Origin of the sequence: Sphingobacterium thalpophilum (assembly GCF_038396785.1) — a bacterium.
In the GTDB taxonomy this organism is placed as follows: domain Bacteria; phylum Bacteroidota; class Bacteroidia; order Sphingobacteriales; family Sphingobacteriaceae; genus Sphingobacterium; species Sphingobacterium thalpophilum_A.
Genome location: NZ_CP151087.1, coordinates 639,887 through 659,159, shown reverse-complemented (window position 1 = coordinate 659,159; position 19,273 = coordinate 639,887). Strand labels below are relative to the sequence as shown.

At 40.1% G+C, this 19,273-nt stretch carries 21 protein-coding genes; 8 read left to right on the top strand and 13 right to left on the bottom strand.

Annotation, left to right across the window (positions count from 1 at the left end; all coding sequences use genetic code 11):
* Positions 1 to 366: 366 nt before the first annotated feature.
* The 3 genes from AACH28_RS03105 to AACH28_RS03095 all read right to left on the bottom strand — a co-directional run bounded on the left by AACH28_RS03105 (position 367) and on the right by AACH28_RS03095 (position 3,815).
* On the bottom strand, positions 367 to 603 hold the full coding sequence (locus tag AACH28_RS03105) for a hypothetical protein (RefSeq protein ID WP_070564469.1): 237 nt from the start codon (positions 601 to 603) through the stop codon (positions 367 to 369).
* Positions 604 to 1,580: 977 nt separating this feature from the next.
* Positions 1,581 to 2,075 (bottom strand): DUF3575 domain-containing protein, encoded by a 495-nt coding sequence (locus AACH28_RS03100; protein ID WP_341832217.1) that lies wholly within the window; start codon positions 2,073 to 2,075, stop codon positions 1,581 to 1,583.
* A 336-nt stretch (positions 2,076 to 2,411) separates the two neighbouring features.
* Positions 2,412 to 3,815, bottom strand: coding sequence for a glycoside hydrolase (locus AACH28_RS03095; RefSeq protein WP_407073639.1), 1,404 nt, complete (start codon positions 3,813 to 3,815; stop codon positions 2,412 to 2,414).
* A gap of 448 nt (positions 3,816 to 4,263) precedes the next feature.
* On the opposite strand from AACH28_RS03095, the gene AACH28_RS03090 reads away from it, so the two are divergent.
* The 3 genes from AACH28_RS03090 to AACH28_RS03080 all read left to right on the top strand — a co-directional run bounded on the left by AACH28_RS03090 (position 4,264) and on the right by AACH28_RS03080 (position 7,247).
* Complete coding sequence (locus AACH28_RS03090; RefSeq protein ID WP_341832215.1) at positions 4,264 to 5,439, top strand: IS4 family transposase; 1,176 nt, start codon at positions 4,264 to 4,266, stop codon at positions 5,437 to 5,439.
* 192 nt (positions 5,440 to 5,631) lie between these two features.
* Positions 5,632 to 6,006 carry a hypothetical protein gene (locus AACH28_RS03085; RefSeq protein ID WP_341832214.1) on the top strand — a complete coding sequence of 125 codons (375 nt, stop codon included), beginning with the start codon at positions 5,632 to 5,634 and terminating at the stop codon, positions 6,004 to 6,006.
* Between the two features lie 65 nt (positions 6,007 to 6,071).
* Positions 6,072 to 7,247 carry an IS4 family transposase gene (locus AACH28_RS03080; RefSeq protein WP_341832213.1) on the top strand — a complete coding sequence of 392 codons (1,176 nt, stop codon included), beginning with the start codon at positions 6,072 to 6,074 and terminating at the stop codon, positions 7,245 to 7,247.
* 100 nt (positions 7,248 to 7,347) lie between these two features.
* On the opposite strand, the gene AACH28_RS03075 is transcribed toward AACH28_RS03080, so the two are convergent.
* From AACH28_RS03075 to AACH28_RS03030, 10 genes are all read right to left on the bottom strand, one after another.
* Positions 7,348 to 8,535 (bottom strand): serine hydrolase domain-containing protein, encoded by a 1,188-nt coding sequence (locus tag AACH28_RS03075; RefSeq protein WP_341832212.1) that lies wholly within the window; start codon positions 8,533 to 8,535, stop codon positions 7,348 to 7,350.
* 234 nt (positions 8,536 to 8,769) lie between these two features.
* Complete coding sequence (locus AACH28_RS03070; RefSeq protein ID WP_341832211.1) at positions 8,770 to 10,122, bottom strand: DUF3472 domain-containing protein; 1,353 nt, start codon at positions 10,120 to 10,122, stop codon at positions 8,770 to 8,772.
* A 237-nt stretch (positions 10,123 to 10,359) separates the two neighbouring features.
* Positions 10,360 to 10,776 carry a nuclear transport factor 2 family protein gene (locus AACH28_RS03065; protein ID WP_341832210.1) on the bottom strand — a complete coding sequence of 139 codons (417 nt, stop codon included), beginning with the start codon at positions 10,774 to 10,776 and terminating at the stop codon, positions 10,360 to 10,362.
* Between the two features lie 66 nt (positions 10,777 to 10,842).
* A complete protein-coding gene (locus AACH28_RS03060) occupies positions 10,843 to 10,977 on the bottom strand; it encodes a hypothetical protein (RefSeq protein WP_341832209.1) in 135 nt (44 codons plus the stop codon).
* A gap of 85 nt (positions 10,978 to 11,062) precedes the next feature.
* A complete protein-coding gene (locus AACH28_RS03055) occupies positions 11,063 to 12,163 on the bottom strand; it encodes a DNA alkylation repair protein (protein ID WP_341832208.1) in 1,101 nt (366 codons plus the stop codon).
* Between the two features lie 78 nt (positions 12,164 to 12,241).
* Entirely contained in the window at positions 12,242 to 12,652 is a 411-nt protein-coding gene (locus AACH28_RS03050) for a VOC family protein (protein ID WP_341832207.1), read from the bottom strand.
* A gap of 96 nt (positions 12,653 to 12,748) precedes the next feature.
* Complete coding sequence (locus AACH28_RS03045) at positions 12,749 to 13,432, bottom strand: ATP-dependent Clp protease proteolytic subunit (protein WP_341832206.1); 684 nt, start codon at positions 13,430 to 13,432, stop codon at positions 12,749 to 12,751.
* A gap of 12 nt (positions 13,433 to 13,444) precedes the next feature.
* On the bottom strand, positions 13,445 to 13,717 hold the full coding sequence (locus tag AACH28_RS03040; protein ID WP_341832205.1) for a hypothetical protein: 273 nt from the start codon (positions 13,715 to 13,717) through the stop codon (positions 13,445 to 13,447).
* Positions 13,698 to 14,231, bottom strand: a complete 534-nt coding sequence (locus tag AACH28_RS03035; RefSeq protein WP_341832204.1) for a sigma-70 family RNA polymerase sigma factor — start codon at positions 14,229 to 14,231, stop codon at positions 13,698 to 13,700. The genes AACH28_RS03040 and AACH28_RS03035 overlap by 20 nt, the downstream gene beginning before the upstream one ends.
* A 151-nt stretch (positions 14,232 to 14,382) precedes the next feature.
* A complete protein-coding gene (locus AACH28_RS03030) occupies positions 14,383 to 15,339 on the bottom strand; it encodes a helix-turn-helix domain-containing GNAT family N-acetyltransferase (protein ID WP_341832203.1) in 957 nt (318 codons plus the stop codon).
* A gap of 171 nt (positions 15,340 to 15,510) precedes the next feature.
* On the opposite strand from AACH28_RS03030, the gene AACH28_RS03025 reads away from it, so the two are divergent.
* The 5 genes from AACH28_RS03025 to AACH28_RS03005 all read left to right on the top strand — a co-directional run bounded on the left by AACH28_RS03025 (position 15,511) and on the right by AACH28_RS03005 (position 19,117).
* A complete protein-coding gene (locus AACH28_RS03025; protein WP_083295870.1) occupies positions 15,511 to 16,290 on the top strand; it encodes a class I SAM-dependent methyltransferase in 780 nt (259 codons plus the stop codon).
* A gap of 72 nt (positions 16,291 to 16,362) precedes the next feature.
* Positions 16,363 to 16,728: a transposase gene (locus AACH28_RS03020; protein WP_149525777.1), complete on the top strand. Its 366-nt coding sequence runs from the start codon at positions 16,363 to 16,365 to the stop codon at positions 16,726 to 16,728.
* Between the two features lie 115 nt (positions 16,729 to 16,843).
* The gene (locus tag AACH28_RS03015) at positions 16,844 to 17,692 is read left to right on the top strand and encodes a transposase (protein ID WP_341832128.1); all 849 of its coding nucleotides are present in this window, start codon (positions 16,844 to 16,846) and stop codon (positions 17,690 to 17,692) included.
* Positions 17,693 to 17,787: 95 nt separating this feature from the next.
* The gene (locus AACH28_RS03010) at positions 17,788 to 18,141 is read left to right on the top strand and encodes a transposase (RefSeq protein ID WP_341832202.1); all 354 of its coding nucleotides are present in this window, start codon (positions 17,788 to 17,790) and stop codon (positions 18,139 to 18,141) included.
* Entirely contained in the window at positions 18,134 to 19,117 is a 984-nt protein-coding gene (locus AACH28_RS03005) for a transposase (protein WP_341831800.1), read from the top strand. The genes AACH28_RS03010 and AACH28_RS03005 overlap by 8 nt, the downstream gene beginning before the upstream one ends.
* The last annotated feature ends 156 nt before the right edge of the window (positions 19,118 to 19,273 follow it).

The following is a 19,273-nucleotide window of genomic DNA, read 5'->3' as shown; positions in this document are numbered from 1 at the left end:
TCTCCGCTCGGACGCTATTAAACTAGTTTTTTATATTTGAAGCGTAAATCAGTAATGGCACTTACACTAAATGGTAGCGACGACGGGTTGAATCGCTCAAAAAGAATGTGAATTTAGAATAGCTTTTATGGAAAATGAATTTTAGATGCATCATTTAGATAAGTTATTGAATGTACATTCTTTATGCTGAAAAAAAATATACCTATTTTATAAAGTAATCGATCCATTTGATTATGTTGAAGCCTCTTGATTTACCAAAAATCAGAGGCTTTGTTTTTCGCCTCGCGTCAAAAACAATCTTGAAAATAACAAGGCCATTTCTGTAGAACTGGCCTTGTTATTTATATTGTTCAATCTAAATGGGTTTTAATCATTTCCATGATCCTCTGACGCATAGGAAAATTTAACTGATTTTTGCGGATAAGCTTCCATACTCTTGCGGCTTGTATTTTTGATAATGGTTTTGATACTAACGCGATCGCCCAATTTATAGTAAGTTTCTACGGTCTGATAATCCAGTAGGTAGGGACCACAAAAGTAATTCCCGTTGTCATCTTTTTCGATGATTCCCTGATAAAGCCCTGTTCTTGTCTCTTTTGGCATGTTAATTTAATTTGAAGAACAAAGGTAGCAAGAGTATTTGGAGAAAATGATATTAAAGATAAAATTAGGCACATTTTATTAAAATTCTGGAAACACCTCCCAAGGGCCATTCTAAATAGCGGATAGAAGACTAAGTGGATTTGATTGCTGAAACTACCAGAATCCGGGATCGAATAACTGTATAAAATCCAGCATCATTTAAAGAAAACAATGGAGCAAGAAGAGGTCAATAGCTCAGGTCTCGCTCCATTGCTTTTTTATAGGATAATAAACGGTCTTTTATTTGCTTTTTAAACCTTTTTGAGCCCACACAGAGTTGTTGCACATCGCAGGAAGATGATGGCAAAAGCAGAATGTCAAACCATAGGATAAATGCTTAAGTATGCCCGTGAGCATAATCTAATTTAAAAAACTAGCGATAGGGATGTTATTCCTTAATAGTGCTCACCAAGATAATGGCGGTTTTAGTTGTAGACTTTAGCTGACTTTGAAAATTGGCGTACATAATCAAATTAGGTTTAAACCAGTCTGCTACCAACCTCGCGACGAAATAATCGTTATTAATTAGTTAAATATTCTGGTTTTTTGTTGTGCAAAGATAGAAATCCTTGGGTATTTACTAAATAGTTGATCTATTTCTTCCCGAAACTGGAATGAAAACTGCACAAAGGATCCTTAGCGATTGCTATGGATAAAAGCGCACCATTGTGCGCTTATTGGAAAAGATGATACGAGGAACGTAGGATCTTGTAATTAAAACCGGTAGCCTATGGATAATGCGGTGCGAATACCGGCAAACGGTCCGCTAGTGCTTAGTGTTACGCCATCGGCATTTACTTCTTTTTTGATTTTCATGAGATTACTATCAAATTCATCCAGTTGTCTCCTTACTTCGCGTTGTTCGTCTGCATTTAATGGAGTTTTCCCTTCGAACTTTCCATTGTTGAAGCCATAACCGGGACCGACAATGCGCCAGTCTAAATAGATGTTTTGTCCAAGTTTCCATAGGTTACCGAAGCTACCCCACCGGTAAAAGCATCTAAGCTGCCCGATAGAGGTACTTCACGGTGATAATTTGATTCATCGACGGTAATCTTTGTGTGTACACTGTAATTGGCGTATTTGACAAAGGGCGCGATATAGAATCCTTTTAACACTTCTTTATTCCCGAGGTAGAAACGTACTTCGGGGGTAATGGAAAAAGCGCCTAATTTAGCTTCACCCAAAATATTATTATCATCATCAAAAACAGATTCCCATAGGGATTTAAAGGGTAAGTTGGTTTTTGGACGATAACTTATCGTTCCATTGATCGATAGGTGCTCATTGAGCGATCTTTCATACTCCAATGCAATATTTCCGACAGATAGGGGCCAAAGATTTAGTTTGATAAGATTTGATTTTTCTTGTGCTTTTAATCCAGAGATAGTACATATCCCAAGAGTAAGCATCGTAAGGTAGCGCAATTTCATAGTAGTTTTTCCAAAATATAGGTAGCAAAGATATTGGAATATATTTTAGTTCGGAAAGAACAGGTGCGTTCTTCAATTTGTTTTTTAAACATTATATCTCCTAATGATTTAGAATTGATTTTTTAAAGAACGAAAGCCAGCTGGATTTTGTTCTTTAAATTCTTATTTTTAGAAGTCGTTCAAATTTTTATGCTTTCGAAGGCATATCTTCAGATGCTATGGAAAGTTAAGTTTTCAAGATAAAGGGAAACAGGCAATGGCACAAAATTTAGAACTAGAATATGTGTTTTGAACAATACACTGAGGGAGGACAGCTCCCTCAGTATGATGAACAAATTAAAGTTTGTTGCCTTCTAAAGTGCTTATACTTTTAGCAGGTATTGTTAAGGAATAGACACCTGAGCTGTTTGGTGTTACAGCTCCGACGTTACCCCAATGGCCAGAACTGCTTGCCGTGGTTTGGTAATTGTTCAGCGCGCCGCTTGCAAAACCTGTGAGGTTGATATCCAATGGAACAGCTGCAGTACCCGTGTTGGTGACAACTAAGGCAAACTTACCTGATTGAGGATCTTTGTAAGCCGAAATCAATAAGCCATTTCCATTTTGAACCGCTACATTGATACGCATATAACCTGCTTTGATAAACCTGGAATAATGTCCCATCACATCATACGTTTTTGGAAACTCCAAAGAACCATTACTCTTTGTGCAAATAAGCGCCTCATTATTTTGAAATGCCAGCATCCCTAGCCAAAACACATAGGCATTGGCGTTACAATCCGCCAGTAGTTTGTGCATATTAACGGCCAGTTTCAAGCCGCCTTCAATGCCACTGTCATAATTGCCGCCATCATCGGACGCTTCTGTTACCCACATTGGTTTACCACCAATACTAAAATTCCACATGGACGGACTCTGGTTAAACCCACGTTGACCAGTGATGATGCCACTTATTTCAACGTAGCCGTGCCCCGCAAGGATGTCGACATTGCTTCTGTCCATACCGGAGAGGAAATTATCGGCAGTTCCCCAGGCCGCATTTTCGGAAGATATAATCTTGGTGGATTGTAGACCAGCGCTGTTTAATTCTGGACGGAGATTGTTGGTAATAAATTGTCCCAAATGCGAAGCGTCCCAATAAGAAGCATCCCAGTCTGAAAAGACATTTTCAGGCTCATTTGAAGGAGAGATAGCATTGATTGTAATTCCTTCATTTTGAAATGATTTTACAAATCCAGTCAGGTAGCGCGCGAAAGCTGTTGAAGAAGTATTAAAATTAAGTCCATTAAACCATTTCGCGGAAATACTGCTCGTATTGGTCTTCATGTATAAGGGCTGAGTCCAGGTACTTGCCATAACGAAGGGAACTTGGAATCTTTCTTTTGCTTTCTTGATGATCCAGACCTGTCCAAGCTGTTCTTTTTCATCTGCTGTCAAATTCTGATAAGTCGCACTGTTGGGGTCTACGTCAATCGAAACTCCTGCCGGTTTAATGGTAACGACCTTGGTCTGTTGATTAAAAGGATAGGTATGAAGTACTTTTCCACGAAGGATATTCAGTTTCAATCCACTGCCTCCCCATAAATAATCCAGAATACTATCTCTTTTTGCGGATTCAAAGAATGGAACAATCCGGCCTCCGAATGCACCAAATCCATCAATCTTTTGATAGGTTTGATCCCAATTTAATGTTGCAATTGTAGCTCCTGCCTGCGCGGATACAGCAGCTTTTTTGTTCAGTTGTGCTTCTGGACTCTCAGGAGTTAATGAAGTTTTTTGGCAAGTAAAATAGAAAATGTGGAAACTACGGCCAAAACAGCATAAAGTCTGTTCCGGCGACTGGTTAATTTTAACATAACTTAGTTTTTAAGATTTGTGAATGAATCATTAATTTAATTGTGCTTGGTTTTTCAAGCGGTTCTCATTGTCGTTGTTTTGTTTGCCTCCTTTCTTTAGTTAAAAAAATAAACATTCACCGATTTCCACATTGGTTAGTTTCCGAAAATTAATAATATTTTGGGAGAATTTATTATTACTTCTCTTATTTTAATTTTATTTTTTATTGAATTAAAAATAAAAACATATTTTTTTAATGATAACTCACTTGCGTCCTAAACGTTTAAAAAATGGCGGTGTTTTGATATAGCGAGATCGCTATATTTAAATCACAAAATTATAACACACCGCCATGATAAATTTAAATGTTTTTAGTCAGATTTTATCTCTTATCGACCGCGAATTATTCAAAGATTTGGTTTCAAAGCACAAAAGTGACAAACATCAGAAAGGGATCAACAGCTGGACGCATCTAGTCAGTATGCTTTTCTGTCATTTTTCCTCGGCAGATTCGGTCCGTGATATTAGTAACGGTCTACGCAGTACCACTGGTAATCTGAACCACTTAGGTGTAGTAAGAGCTCCAAGTAAGTCTAATATATCCTATATCAACACACACCGTACCCATGAACTTTTCAAAGATCTTTATTTCTCTGTTTTGGAAAGGCTTTGGCAAAAGGACACCCATTTTCGCAAAGATCTTGTTCAGCTAAAGCGTAAAGTATATCTGATGGATGCAAGCATCATCCCCTTATGTCTATCTGTATTTGACTGGGCAAAGTTTCGCAGCACCCAAGGTGCCGTAAAGCTGCACACTGTCTTGGATTATGATGGCTGCCTACCTGTTTTTATGCAGATTACCGATGGAAAAGTACATGAGAGCCAGCGAGCCGGTAGTTACAGTTTTTCCAAGGGAAGCGTGGTGGTAGTGGACCGTGGCTACGTGGATTACAGCTGGCTTGGGGATTTGGACAGCAGGGGGTGTTATTTCGTTACCAGGAGTAAAGTTAATATGAAGTACAAGGTTATCAAGTCCTATCAGAGTGAAGCACTCATGGAAAAGGGGATCCTTAAGGATGAGCTCATTGAGCTATCCGGTGCTGCCTGCAATAAATACAACGGCAAGCCGCTACGCCTAGTCCACTTTTGGGACAGCACCACTGGCAATGAGTACCACTTTTTGACCAATAATACGAAGTGGAAGGCTTCTTTGGTGGCAAACATCTATAAACAACGCTGGCATATCGAAGTCTTCTTCAAGCATCTAAAGCAGCGCTTAAAAGTATCGACATTCATAGGGACTTCTGAAAATGCAGTGATGATCCAGATCTGGACTTCACTCATTGGCATATTACTGTTAAAATACTTACAAAAAAAGGCCAAATATGACTGGAACCTGTCCAATCTGGTCGCATTCATCAGAATGAATATCTTCGTGAAAATAAACATCTGGCAATGGATAGATGATCCCTTTCTCAGGCCGCCTATAAAAGGAAAAAAGGGACAGCTAAAGATCTTCGCAGATTGAAAAATAGGGGTCAATATTGAAATGATGAAAAAAGCTATGCCTGTACCACAGAAATCCAATCCTAAAATTTATTTAGGACACATATGTAATTTATATATGTTTTTTGCCGAGTGATGAACTATTGCAACCGGAGAAATGTTTTAGGATTGACTGTGGTGGGACCACATTAAGATTTTGTGTTTTTAAAAGGTTATGATTGATATACAAAAAATATTTGCTGATGGGGTGGAAAGCTCCTTTCTTGTTGAAATAGGTGCGAGAACAGTAATAATGTTTCTTTTAATATTGATAATTCTAAGGCTCTCGGGTAGAAGGGGAGTTCGGCAGTTAACGCTTTTTGAGGTTGCGATTATTATCAGTTTGGGCTCAGCTGCGGGAGATCCAATGTTTCAAGAAGATATACCGATTTTTCATGCGATCGTTGTTTTTATAGGTGTAATTTCCGTCTATAGGTTGATAACCTGGCTCGCCTCCCGATCAGAGAAGATTGCCCATTTATTGGAAGGTAAAGTTTTACCTGTAGTAAAAGATGGTGTATATGATATCACTTGCGTCCTAAACGTTTAAAAAATGGCGGTGTTTTGATATAGCGAGATCGCTATATTTAAATCACAAAATTATAACACACCGCCATGATAAATTTAAATGTTTTTAGTCAGATTTTATCTCTTATCGACCGCGAATTATTCAAAGATTTGGTTTCAAAGCACAAAAGTGACAAACATCAGAAAGGGATCAACAGCTGGACGCATCTAGTCAGTATGCTTTTCTGTCATTTTTCCTCGGCAGATTCGGTCCGTGATATTAGTAACGGTCTACGCAGTACCACTGGTAATCTGAACCACTTAGGTGTAGTAAGAGCTCCAAGTAAGTCTAATATATCCTATATCAACACACACCGTACCCATGAACTTTTCAAAGATCTTTATTTCTCTGTTTTGGAAAGGCTTTGGCAAAAGGATACGCATTTTCGCAAAGATCTTGTTCAGCTAAAGCGTAAAGTATATCTGATGGATGCAAGCATCATCCCCTTATGTCTATCTGTATTTGACTGGGCAAAGTTTCGCAGCACCAAAGGTGCCGTAAAGCTGCACACTGTCTTGGATTATGATGGCTGCCTACCTGTTTTTATGCAGATTACCGATGGAAAAGTACATGAGAGCCAGCGAGCCGGTAGTTACAGTTTTTCCAAGGGAAGCGTGGTGGTAGTGGACCGTGGCTACGTGGATTACAGCTGGCTTGGGGATTTGGACAGCAGGGGGTGTTACTTCGTTACCAGGAGTAAAGTTAATATGAAGTACAAGGTTATCAAGTCCTATCAGAGTGAAGCACTCATGGAAAAGGGGATCCTTAAGGATGAGCTCATTGAGCTATCCGGTGCTGCCTGCAATAAATACAACGGCAAGCCGTTACGCCTGATCCACTTTTGGGACAGCACCACTGGCAATGAGTACCACTTTTTGACCAATAATACGAAGTGGAAGGCTTCTTTGGTGGCAAACATCTATAAACAACGCTGGCATATCGAAGTCTTCTTCAAGCATCTAAAGCAGCGCTTAAAAGTATCGACATTCATAGGGACTTCTGAAAATGCAGTGATGATCCAGATCTGGACTTCACTCATTGGCATATTACTGTTAAAATACTTACAAAAAAAGGCCAAATATGACTGGAACCTGTCCAATCTGGTCGCATTCATCAGAATGAATATCTTCGTGAAAATAAACATCTGGCAATGGATAGATGATCCCTTTCTCAGGCCGCCTATAAAAGGAAAAAAGGGACAGCTAAAGATCTTCGCAGATTGAAAAATAGGGGTCAATATCGAAATGATGAAAAAAGCTATGCCTGTACCACAGAAATCCAATCCTAAAATTTATTTAGGACAGATGTGATGATAACTTAATTTTAATCCTTCTTTTCTGCTGAAGATGAAGGCTGAACCTGTCGCCGATCATACAGTAATAACTGATGTCTAATGTCATTTTCAAGTTCACTGACCTTGCGTTGATCAATGTTGTCGTTGACCATAATAACGATACCATAATCATCTGTGGGATACAGCACACATAAGGTATTGTAGCCTATTTTAGTATTTCCATCGTGATAGAAATAGCGAACCCCACGTTCATCACGATTGATCATCCAACCGAGCCCCATACCAAATCCATCGTCTTTTCCATAAGTCAGTTGATGTGTTAGACCAAGGGCTCTATCGTTTAGTTTGAGGTTGGCTTCGATGTAGATCAACATATCATTGATCGTTGAATTCATTGTGGGGCCAAAGTAAAACCCGCTCAAATTCGCAAATGGAACAGGCTGACCTTTATTGTCATGGCCCTGTACAACGTCGTTTATTTGTGACTCATCTAAATAGGGCGCTGTATAATGCATACCGAGGTGTCCCTTCAGATATGCGCTGATAAGATGTTCATAGGAATCTTTATAGCTACTTTCCAATAGCGCAATAAGTACCACCACAGCCGTGCTATTGTAACTGAACTTTGTACCTGGGACGGTGTCGGGCTTGACTTTCCTCAGATCATCCAATAGGTTGTCACGACTGTACTTTCCAAGATAGTCTACCTGTTCCGGAATAGTGAGCCCCCTTAAACTATCGACAACTTTGGTAGGTAGCGATCTGAAAGTCTTTGGAAGGGCAGAAGTATGATTTGCTAGATGCTTAACGCGGATTCCATGGCCGCGGTATTGTAAATTGGAATAAACCCCTGGCAAGTATTTACGGATATCATCATCGAGGTTGATTTTCTTATCAAGGACCGCTTGCGCAAGTAGAGCGCCGACAAAGGTTTTCGCCACCGATCCAATGTTGTAATAGTTATCGGCGTTTGGTAACTTTTCTCTACTGTAGGTGTAGGTTGTTTTGTGCCCTTTAATATAAATCCCAATAGACACACTAAATGTATTGTTGTTGGAAAGATAATCAACAACAGAACAGTTTACAATTGTATCGAGTTGGTTTTTAAGTTTATGGTCAGTATTGATGGGTGAAAGATACTGTCCGTTTGATGAAAGGCTATTAATTAGCAACAGGGTGCTCAATAGGATAAATAAGGGTTTGGATAGTATATTCATAAACAAGTTAATCGTTCTTGATGCTGGAATCTATCGTCGGTATTCGGAAAAGCATTGGGTTTACAACCTGCCCAAGGCGGGGGATTAGCTAATTTTATTAAAGTGTTAGTGAAAGGTACGAATTGTTATGTAAATATCACAAGGTTAAGTTTTTAAAAGGGCAATACTTCATTTGAACGTATTGCCCCTTTACATGGAATATAAACTACTAATAATTTGCTGTAAACATGCGTATTACGGCAGTGTTGTTAGATTTATTGAAGGTGCTGTGCCAGTACCTGCTTGTGTAAATTTCGTTCCAGGATTTACGACAGTATTGAAAAAACCACCATTTTTCAGGAAGAAGCTATTCCCGGTTATTCCGCCAATGGCGTCTATCCGCTGGTTATTGGAATAGGTTGCATCAACCGTAAAGGTACTTTCCACGACTTTCAGCCAAGTTCCAGCAGATGTTCGAACCCATTGATTACTATATTCTGCCGAACGTCCCAGAAAGCCGTTGTCGGCGTTGAAATTTTCGAGGAAGCTATGAAATCCTGTTAAATAAGTATTTGTTTTGGGACGTTTCCAACTTGCAATGAGTATCCAAGTATTGGTCGAAGGATCATTAAACCATGCTGTAAAATCAGTACTTCCATTATTATCAGGTTCTCCCTTTAATAAAAATTTATAGGTAGTAGCGGCAGTCCAATTAAACTTGAGGTAGCTTTGTCCGCCAGAACCTTCGCCACCGAACTCTCCTGTCGTGGTATTTGCACCTTTTCTATTTAATGTAATGCGGTCCTCTGCAGGTATTTGTGATGGGTTATCGGTGCTATATGGACTCCAAACAGAAAATAATATTCTGCGCTCTGTCGCTGAATTGACCTGCATTCCGAAATATCCTTGGCCGAAGCCATTTGCCATAAAGTAAGATCCTATTTTATCTTCTCCAGCGGGGACTTTCACCTCGTTATAATAATAGGAAACTTGCTGATTTGTTGGAATGGTATAACTCAAATGGCAGGATGGACCCCGTCGCGACCAATAGTAGGTATTATCTACATTATTGTCACTATAAATTACTGTGCCATTCGTTGCCGAACTATCTAAAATCAAGTAGGATACATCCGCAAAGTAACCACCTGACTTGGATACACCTTGAAGATCCATTTTTATATAACCCGCCGCATTTAGCGAATAGGTACCAACAGTGTAATCCTGTAGGGTTCCACCCTTAAGTTTGATTTGTTTGCTTACACCGTTGATCGTTAACTTCACCGTACTGCTATCGCCTGAAGGTAACACTTTAGCCCTTATTTTAACACGCAAAGCGCCTGCTTGGGGGACCTTGGCATAGGTACTGATCACACTATTGGCATTGGTCCAGTTTGCCAGGCCATTGCTATTGATGACTTCAACTGCACCGGAAGGTGCTGAAGTAACAAAGGCATTACCACCTAAGGGAACTTCGTATCCACTTGCTCCAGGGGATGCAGCACGGAGCGATAATTTCTCTTCTAAATTGGTTTGCACATCGCTTTTTTTGCAAGACAGAAAGCTTGCCAATACTGCACAAAGCAGTAGTGTAAATTTGGGATATCTCATAAGTTAAATTTAATTGTTGACTCTAATTTTATAAATACAATTAAATTAAACGAAAATTATTCAATGCAATCGTTTGTGTGAATTGCTTTTGTAACAAAAGGGATACGTTAGATAGTCGCCATTGTTTATTTAATGAACTATCATTAGGTAAATGCTGCAATGCGCAATAGCTTAAATAGTCTCTAGTGGTTTGCTGCACACAGCCGTTTTATCTGACGATTTGCTAAGCCATCTCGATTATTCGGCCAGTTTATCGGCATGTCGATGCATAAGCTTCCAATTGCCTTGCTCTTTTCTGAAGATTTCGGTGATTCTGAGATTGAAAATCACTGCTGTATCTCTCCCTTTTACGTTGACTGTCGAACGTTGTATACCCGTCCAGTAAGCTAGCGAATCACATGCATCTTGATGGATCACTTCAAATTTGTTATCTGCACCCGGAAGGAAATTGGAAGCTCCTTTTTGATTAAAATCATTGACCTCGGATACCCCAGAGATGTATATTCCATTGGGCGGAAAAATTGTTGCCGGCTCATTCGAGACAGAAATGTCTTTAAGAGAGTCAAAATGGCCCTCCACAAAATCTGTTGAGGATTTCAATCGGATAGCCATAAATTTTTCGAATTCCAAGAGTGCGTTATTGTCTGTTTTCATATTTCTTATATGTGTTTGTTGAAAAATAAACCAATGTGTGAATGTAATTGCGAAGATTGTCCATGGTTAAATCTTTTCATCGTCGTAGTGACGCATCATGTAATAAAAATAGTCTATCATCTTCAGGTAGTTTTCAATGCTGATGTATTCATTGGTACTATGCATACTCTGCTGTTCGGCGTGATTAATTTTAATGGGCATAAAACGATAGATATGATCACTGAGAGCGCATATTCTATTGTTTCTAGTAGAACACGAAAGCCCTTCGTTTGTTTCTTATGTCCCATTAAATGTGCAATAGCTCAAATTCCTGTTGGACCATTTCTCGCCCATTGACAATAATGGAGATTTTATGCTTCCCTGCATAGAATTTCCGGGTGGTAATCAATTTAAAAGATTGCTTTCGCTCGATACGGTTTATCTCAGCTCCCTGATAAATTCGTTCACTAATTTTAAAAACCTTTCGAGATAGCTGGCCATTTGATTTTTGATAGTATAACCCATACTCCAGACGTAGTGATTTAGCGGTGCTGCTTCCATTCTCGATTTCAAAAGAAAAAATAAGATGTTCACCTACTTTAACAGCCGGTGTATGAATACTGAGATTGGTAACATCGAAATCGCTACTATCCAGTCCATAAAAGTTTAGAATTGCTGGATGACCTTGTTTGAGTAAGGTACGGCAGCCATGTTTGATGATAGCATCTGTATTTTTACTGATACCTTTCCATTGCTGGGCAATACCCAAGACAAGATGGGGATGATCCTTAGCGATATCGTTGAGATTGTTGGCTACACTTCTTCTGACGCTCTCGGATGAATCATTATGGAGGTTTTGTAGGATGGACAGGATAGGAGTAGGGTCTTTTTTCAACGATGGAATTGCCATCGCCCAAGGGAGTCGGGGTCGAGATCCTTCGCTTGCAAGGCGTCGTACCTGAGCATGTGGACTTTTGGACCACCTTTCCATTTCCGCGATCATTCGAGATCCATAGTTGATAATAAATGGACGAACGGCAAATTCGCAGCTGATAAATCTCGTGACGATTTCAAATGACTGTACAGCTGTTTCAAAATCTTCGATGCCGTAAGTTTCGATATAGTCTGGAAAAATAACATATTCAAGTCCTCCTGGATGCTTCGTTTTTAGGAGATGTTCCACAATTTGTCTTAGTAAGGCCGCTGCTTCAGGAAAGGAGGTCGGCATAAATTCATGCAAGACCGCTGTGCTATGTTTTGTGCGCTGTTTCCATTCCATTTCATGAAAACTGCCTGCAAAAACACGTTTGATAAACTGTTCTCTGTTAAAATTGTTATCAACGCGGTGGAACTGATCGGCAATAAACTGATAGAATTCCCGTGTATATATATCTTTAATGAGGGCCATGAGCTGAATAGCTGTTAAATGTCAATTAATGAAGACAAGATACTATATTCGATGTTAGTATCTTGTGCGATGAGCAGACTAGTTAGTAGCGTCTAAACCAAATTTCTTGATGGCCTCAGGGCTCAGTGGCGTGAAAAAGTTAAGCAGGTTACCATCGGGGTCACAAAAAAGCAATGAGCGATTGCCCCAAGGCATTGTTGTCGGCTTCTGAACGATTTTTGAAGCACTATTTTTGATCCGAATATATTCATGATCTACATTTTCTACTAAAAATTCAATAATAATGGGGGCCGTGTTGCCAAATATTGTGGGGCTGTCGCTAAACATTTGCATCGTACGCGTACTTCCAATAGCTATGGTAATCGAACTGGTGGAAACTTCAGCGAAATCTGGTGTAAACCATTGCGCGGTGAGGCCCAGGATTTCTTCATAGAATGTGATGGATTGCTGGATGTCATTTGCAATCAGCCGAATGGATGTTAATTTCATGATGATCTAAATTTATTGATAACAAAATTAAACGGACTATTGACAATAGTCTGTCAATAGTCCGTTCGAAACTGTCAATAAATTTAATGGTTGTTTTTAGATCAGTACGTCGTCAATAATTCCAAATTCTTTCGCTTCTGCAGCAACCATCCAGTGAGCCCGGTCGCTAACATCATGTACACGTTGATAGCTTTGTCCACTATGTTTGGCAATAATATCGTACAGCTCCTTCTTTATTTTCAACACTTGATTGGCTGTAATTTCAATGTCAGATGCCTGCCCTTGAACACCGCCCAGCGGTTGATGCAACATCACCCGTGCGTGCTGCAAGGCGCTACGCTTGCCGGCGGCGCCGCCACAGAGTAATATCGCGCCAAAAGAGAGTGCCATACCGGTGCAGATTGTTGCAACATCAGGACTGATCAATTGCATCGTATCATAAATACCTAATCCAGCATAAACTTCGCCGCCAGGAGAGTTGATATACAATTGTATATCTTTTTTGGGATCAACAGATTGAAGAAATAGCAGCTGGGCTTGTACGATATTGGCGATGTTGGATTCTACGGCAGCACCCATAAAGATAATACGGTCAATCATCAATCTGGAAAATACGTCCATCTGTGATACGCGCAATTCGCGTTCTTCGGTGATATATGGAGTCATGGCAAGCGGCATGCGGGATTGCTCGATACCGCAAATGTAATGATCCACCAGATCTTTTTGGACATAGCAGTGCCCTACCGCAAATTTGCGGAACTCATTTTTGTCAATCGTCATGATGTTAAGAATTTAGGATTTGCGAAATAACTTTATTATTTTTTTTCTGAAAGAGACATGTTCAGGATATGTAAATAATGCTTGCGTTATGGCTTCAATTTCAGTTTTTAATTGTTTGCGCCCAAATTGCTGAATAGCTCCATAAGCTTTTTGTTGCGCAATAACCTTGTGTGCCAATTCTTCGTCCAATACCAATTGCGCTTCAAAAAGCAACGCTTCTTCTGGTTCAGCCATTCCAAAGATATATGCTTCTATCTGCTGGGTTTCATTCCATGAAGTCATCATAAACCAGGGATTTTTCTTTAACGGATTCTCTAACTTTCTCCAGGCATTTGAATTTCTGTACAGTGGCGCTCCTTACGCCCGAATAGCCATATTCATCTGCAATTTCTTGCAGGGACATTTGATCATAATAGAAGCTTTTCAAAAGTTCTAAACATTTGCGCCCGGCAATCTCCAAAAAGCGAAACAGCCTTGCGCTAGAAGGAGACTCTTCGGTTGTCAAAGCAATATCCACTTGATCTAGGGGGAGATTTGGGCTGGATTGACCATACCGTTTAAGCCATAGATTTTTGGCTGTTCCGAACAAATAACCAATAGCGTTGTTTAGTGGTGTTTCTGTTAAATGTATCTTTTCATAATACACCAGTAAAGCGTCCTGAAATACATCTTTGGCTTCATCTAAATTACCGCCCATGCGACTGACGTACTTAGCCACGATAGGAAATGTACTTTTATACAAGTTCATAAAGAGCAACTGCCGGTCTATTGTTCGATTTGAATTGATCAATTGTTGCATAGCAATATCATTTATAGACATGTACCAATTTCGCGAAAAGTATCACCTTTTATTTGAAAATTAATTAAACAAAAATGCTTCCCTAAAAAAGGAAGCATTCATTCGTTTATCTGAGTTGACTCATTCCAGTGTATGTTTCTGCTTCTCAGGGCTATTTTTTTAAATCCAGTTCCATCTGGATATTACAGCGTTGATAAGTACTTGGAAAGCCATTGATTTTTTGAAAACCTAACTTGTGATAGAGATTGATCGCAGGTTTTAAAATGGTGTTACTCTCGAGAAACAGTTTTGAAGCCCCAAGAGTCTTTGCTTCTTCAATAATTGCTTTTCCCAAAAGATAGCCTATATTTTTGCCCTGCACTGTTGGGGAAACCACCATTTTTGCCAATTCATAGTCAAAATCGGGATGATTCATTTTGATAAGTGAACATACACCTACGGGCTTGTCATTATAAAGAGCAACCATAATTTTGCCGCCTTTCGCCAAAATATACTCCTCAGGGTTGTCAAGTGCTTTATGGTCCGCCTCTTCCAATTCAAAATAGGTGGAAATCCATTCCTCATTCAAGGACTTAAATGCTAAGCGGTAGGCTGGATTGTACGGCAAAATGTTGATATCCTTACTTTCACGCATTTTCTTTTGCTCTTGCACCCGTTTTAATAAGGATTTTTGTTGAAGGAGAAATTCCCATTCCGCTAAAGCTTCCCATAGATTGTGCGTAGCTTCCTGGATAATCCCATCAATGGCACGATCGATATCGATACATTGAATTTTCATTCTTTCCCATAGCATTTTTCCTTTATTACTCAATCCAACCATATTTCTCCGTTTATCCATAGAGCGAAGGTTATCTTCAAGTAGGCCCGCTTCGATCATTTCTTTAACGATTTTAGTGACCGATGGCTGGGAGTGGCCAATCTCTGTTGCTATATCAGTAATTGTCTTGGAATCACCTTCAGATAAAATAAAGAATACGGGAAACCATTTGGGTGCAAATTCAATCTGATAAAGCTCGTGTATCCGGGCGGCTTCTTCTGTGATGTTGGAAGCCATGTAGCGCAATCTGCTACCTAAGGCTATTTTTCCTGTTTTTTCAAATAGTTCCATCGTATTATAAGTAATTATATAACTAGTTATGTAAATGTAGGAAAATAATTTGAATGTTTTAAAATTGAATTTTAAAATTCGACTGGAGAAAAATATATCGTTGCTTTTTTCGTTATATTTCAATAAATTCAACGCATAAAAAACCAGAACCCCTTAAATAGACCGAAGGACATGAACGAGTTAGAAACTTATTTCCGAAATAATAATGCGAAGCTAATCAATAAATGGATGCATTATTTCGATATATACGACAGACATTTTAGTCGTTTCAAAGGCAAAGAGATCGTGGTGTTGGAAGTTGGGGTTTTTCAGGGTGGAAGTTTGCAGATGTGGAAGAACTATTTTGGCGATCGTGCTAAAATATATGGTATTGACATCAATCCGCACTGTAAGGAACTCGAAGAAGAAAATGTCGAGATCTTTATTGGTTCGCAGTCCGACCGAAAGTTTCTGCGTCAGGTAAAAGAGTCTATTCCGCCGATCGATATATTGATTGATGATGGTGGCCATACGATGAAACAACAGATTGTGACATTTGAGGAGCTTTTTGATCATGTGAAAGACAATGGCGTATACCTTTGTGAAGATTTACATACATCTTATCAGGTATTTTATGGTGGTGGCCATAAAAGGAACGGTACTTTTATAGAGTATAGTAAAAATTTTATTGATTACATCAATGCTTACCATTCTGAGCAACGTGGATTGAAGGTCAACGGATTTACGCGTTCGGTAGGCTCTCTACACTACTATGATAGCATCCTGGTGGTGGAGAAACTTCGAAGGGATGAAGCGCCGATCCATATGAAAACAGGGGCGGCGACAGTGAAAGATTTCAACGCGGCTCCCACAGGATTCGATGGATTAAAATGGAAGATTAAAAAACCTGCTTTAACCGTGATCAACAAGTTGCTCCGCTTTTTCCGTATTGGCGGGTTTATGTGGCGCTAACAGAGGATCATGCACAAAAGTTGTGGAGGGGATAAAAAATAATTAGATATTTGTGCTTTGATATTTATACAGATGCACGAATCTTTCAACGCGTTAATGCCCTTAATTATTCCCGAAGGAGTTTCCGATTATTTTGAGATGACCCACTATTCCAAAGAAGAAAAAAGACTGGATATCTTTCTGGAGGAACTCAATAATACACCTGAAGAATATCAAGGCCAGAAGTTGATTTCCAAGGGGTTTTTCGAACCCGTTACCCTTCAAGATTTTCCTATCCGTGGCATGCAGGTCTATCTTCATGTCAAGCGCCGCAGGTGGCTCAACCAGGATACCGATAAAGTAGTCTACAGAAATTGGGAACTAGTAGCCAAAGGGACGCGCATCACACAGGATTTCGCAGCTTTTTTAAAAGGTATCAGCGGACAACCAGGCTCATAGCATTCAGACCATCAGTTCATTCTATGGGATATCAGCCAGTAAACTAAGGAGATACTACCGCAATAAACTGAGCGGTTTCCAGGATTGGGAGCATCGCGAAAATGCGCGAGATGGATTGACCTTCCCACAGAATGTCAGCGGCCATCTTTCTATTGACGAGACCTGCCTATCCCATGGCGAGCTCTATACCGTTGTCACCAATAAAGAAGCACGGGGCAAAAAAGGGACCATTGTAGCCATACTGAACGGGACAAAATCAGAGAACATTATCCCGATCCTTCAAAAGATCCCACAGAGATTACGAAATAAAGTTCAAGAGATAACGCTTGATTTAGCCGGTAATATGGGATTGATAGCCAAAAGATGCTTTCCCAATGCTGTTCAGGTAATAGACCGTTTCCATGTTCAGCAACTTGCTAACGAAGCGCTTCAGGAAATAAGGATAAAGCACCGCTGGCAGGCCCTTGACGATGAAAATCAGGCAATTGACCAAGCACGAAAGAATAAGGAAACCTATTTTCCGGAAGTCCTATCCAACAGTGAAACCATCAAACAGTTACTTGCAAGAAGCCGATACCTGCTTTATAAAAGTGAACATAAATGGACTTACGAGCAAAGAGAAAGGGCTGCTGTACTCTTTGAGCGATATCCCGATATTGAAAAGGCGTACAGGCTATCCCAAGAACTCTCTTGGATATTCAACACCACCATAGATAAGATCTACGCCTTTACAAGGTTGGCAAAATGGGCGGATAAAGTGGAACAGGCCGGCTTCAAGTCATTCAACACCGTCTCCAGAACCATAAATATCCATCACAAAAAAATATTGAACTACTTCGACAACAAGAGTACAAATGCTTCAGCAGAATCTTTCAATGCAAAGATAAAAGCTTTCAGAAGTCAGTTTAGAGGTGTAGGTGACATCAATTTCTTCCTGTTCAGATTGACCAAATTATTTGCGTAGTCCACAGGTTTTGAAACTGATCCCGAGGATCAAGCTGAATTCTTGGGGGGAATGTCAAAAATTTCTTAGTTTAGCATCCTTAATACAGATATCCCTTGCAAGAAGCCGAACGTAAATTACTGTCCCTATTGATGACCGAAGGGCTATTGGAATACTTTCAGATTTTAGAAGTCGATCAGGTTGACAATCAGCTCCACATTTATTTAGATGAGCTTAATATTGCTCCGACAGGCTATCAGAACAGCAAGTTGGAGTCAAAGGGCTTCATGCCTTCCACTGAGATTTCAGACTTTCCCATTCGAGGCCAGAAAGTTACGCTACATATCCGCCGTCGTCGCTGGACGGTCCTGGATACCGGAGAGATCATCACAAGAGATTGGAATCTGGTGCGTGAGGGTGCTCGAATGACTACGGAATTCGGGCTTTTTTTAAAGAAGATATTTGGATAATCATCCTGTAAGCGCCCAATTGGTAGGTCTGTTCTTCCAAATGGACGGTAAGCAACTACAGGATCAATACAAGAACCATCTCAGTGACTTCCAGGACTGGGACCAAAAGCCACACGCAGAGCAATGGACCCTTTTTCCTGATAACATATCGGAACACCTGAGCATCGATGAGACCAGCTTTAGCAACGGTGAACTTTACACGATCGTAAGCAGTAAATCAGCAAAGGGCAGGAAGGGAACCATATTGGCTACCATAAGAGGGACAAAGGCGGAAGATATTATTGCTGTATTAGAGCGCATTCCACTTAAACTAAGGAACAAAGTTAGGGAAGTAACGATGGATATGGCCCCCAATATGGCAAAGGCTATCCGTAGGTGTTTCAGAAATGCCAGAAGGGTTATCGATCGGTTTCATGTACAAAAACTTGCTTATGATGCTGTTCAGGAACTCCGTATCAAATACCGATGGGAAGTCTTAGATGCAGAAAGCAAAAAAATAATGGAATCGCGAAAACAGGGTATCCCATATGACCCAGAGTTGTTGCCTAATGGTGATACGCTCAAACAGCTATTAGCTAGGTCGAGACACCTCCTGTTCAAGCATCCAAGTCGATGGTCGGAAAGCCAAAAACGCCGTGCAGAACTGCTGTTCATCAGGTTTCCCAAGCTAAAACAGGCTTATGATCTTGGAGTTGCCTTAGGTGACATCTTCAATAAATGCAGGGATAAAAAAGTTGCTTTCACAAAGTTAGGACTGTGGCACAACCAGGTTGAGAACGCGGGTATTGCTTCATTCGAGAGTGTCGCAAGATCCATTGCAGCACATCATCAATACATTCTCCACTACTTCGACAATAGAAGCACCAATGCATCCGCAGAGTCCTTCAATGCAAAACTCAAAGCTTTCAGGAGCGTCTTCCGTGGAGTAAGGGATACAACATTCTTCCTGTACAGAGTGATGAAATTGTATGCTTAAAAATGATTACCCCCCAAACTTTCGGTATGATCCATGAAATTGTATGCTTAAAAATGATTACCCCCCAAACTTTCGGTATGATCCAAACTGATCCTAACAGACGGGAGCAAACAGACGGGACTAGAAACAAAAAAGGCAGATCATTTGATCTGCCTT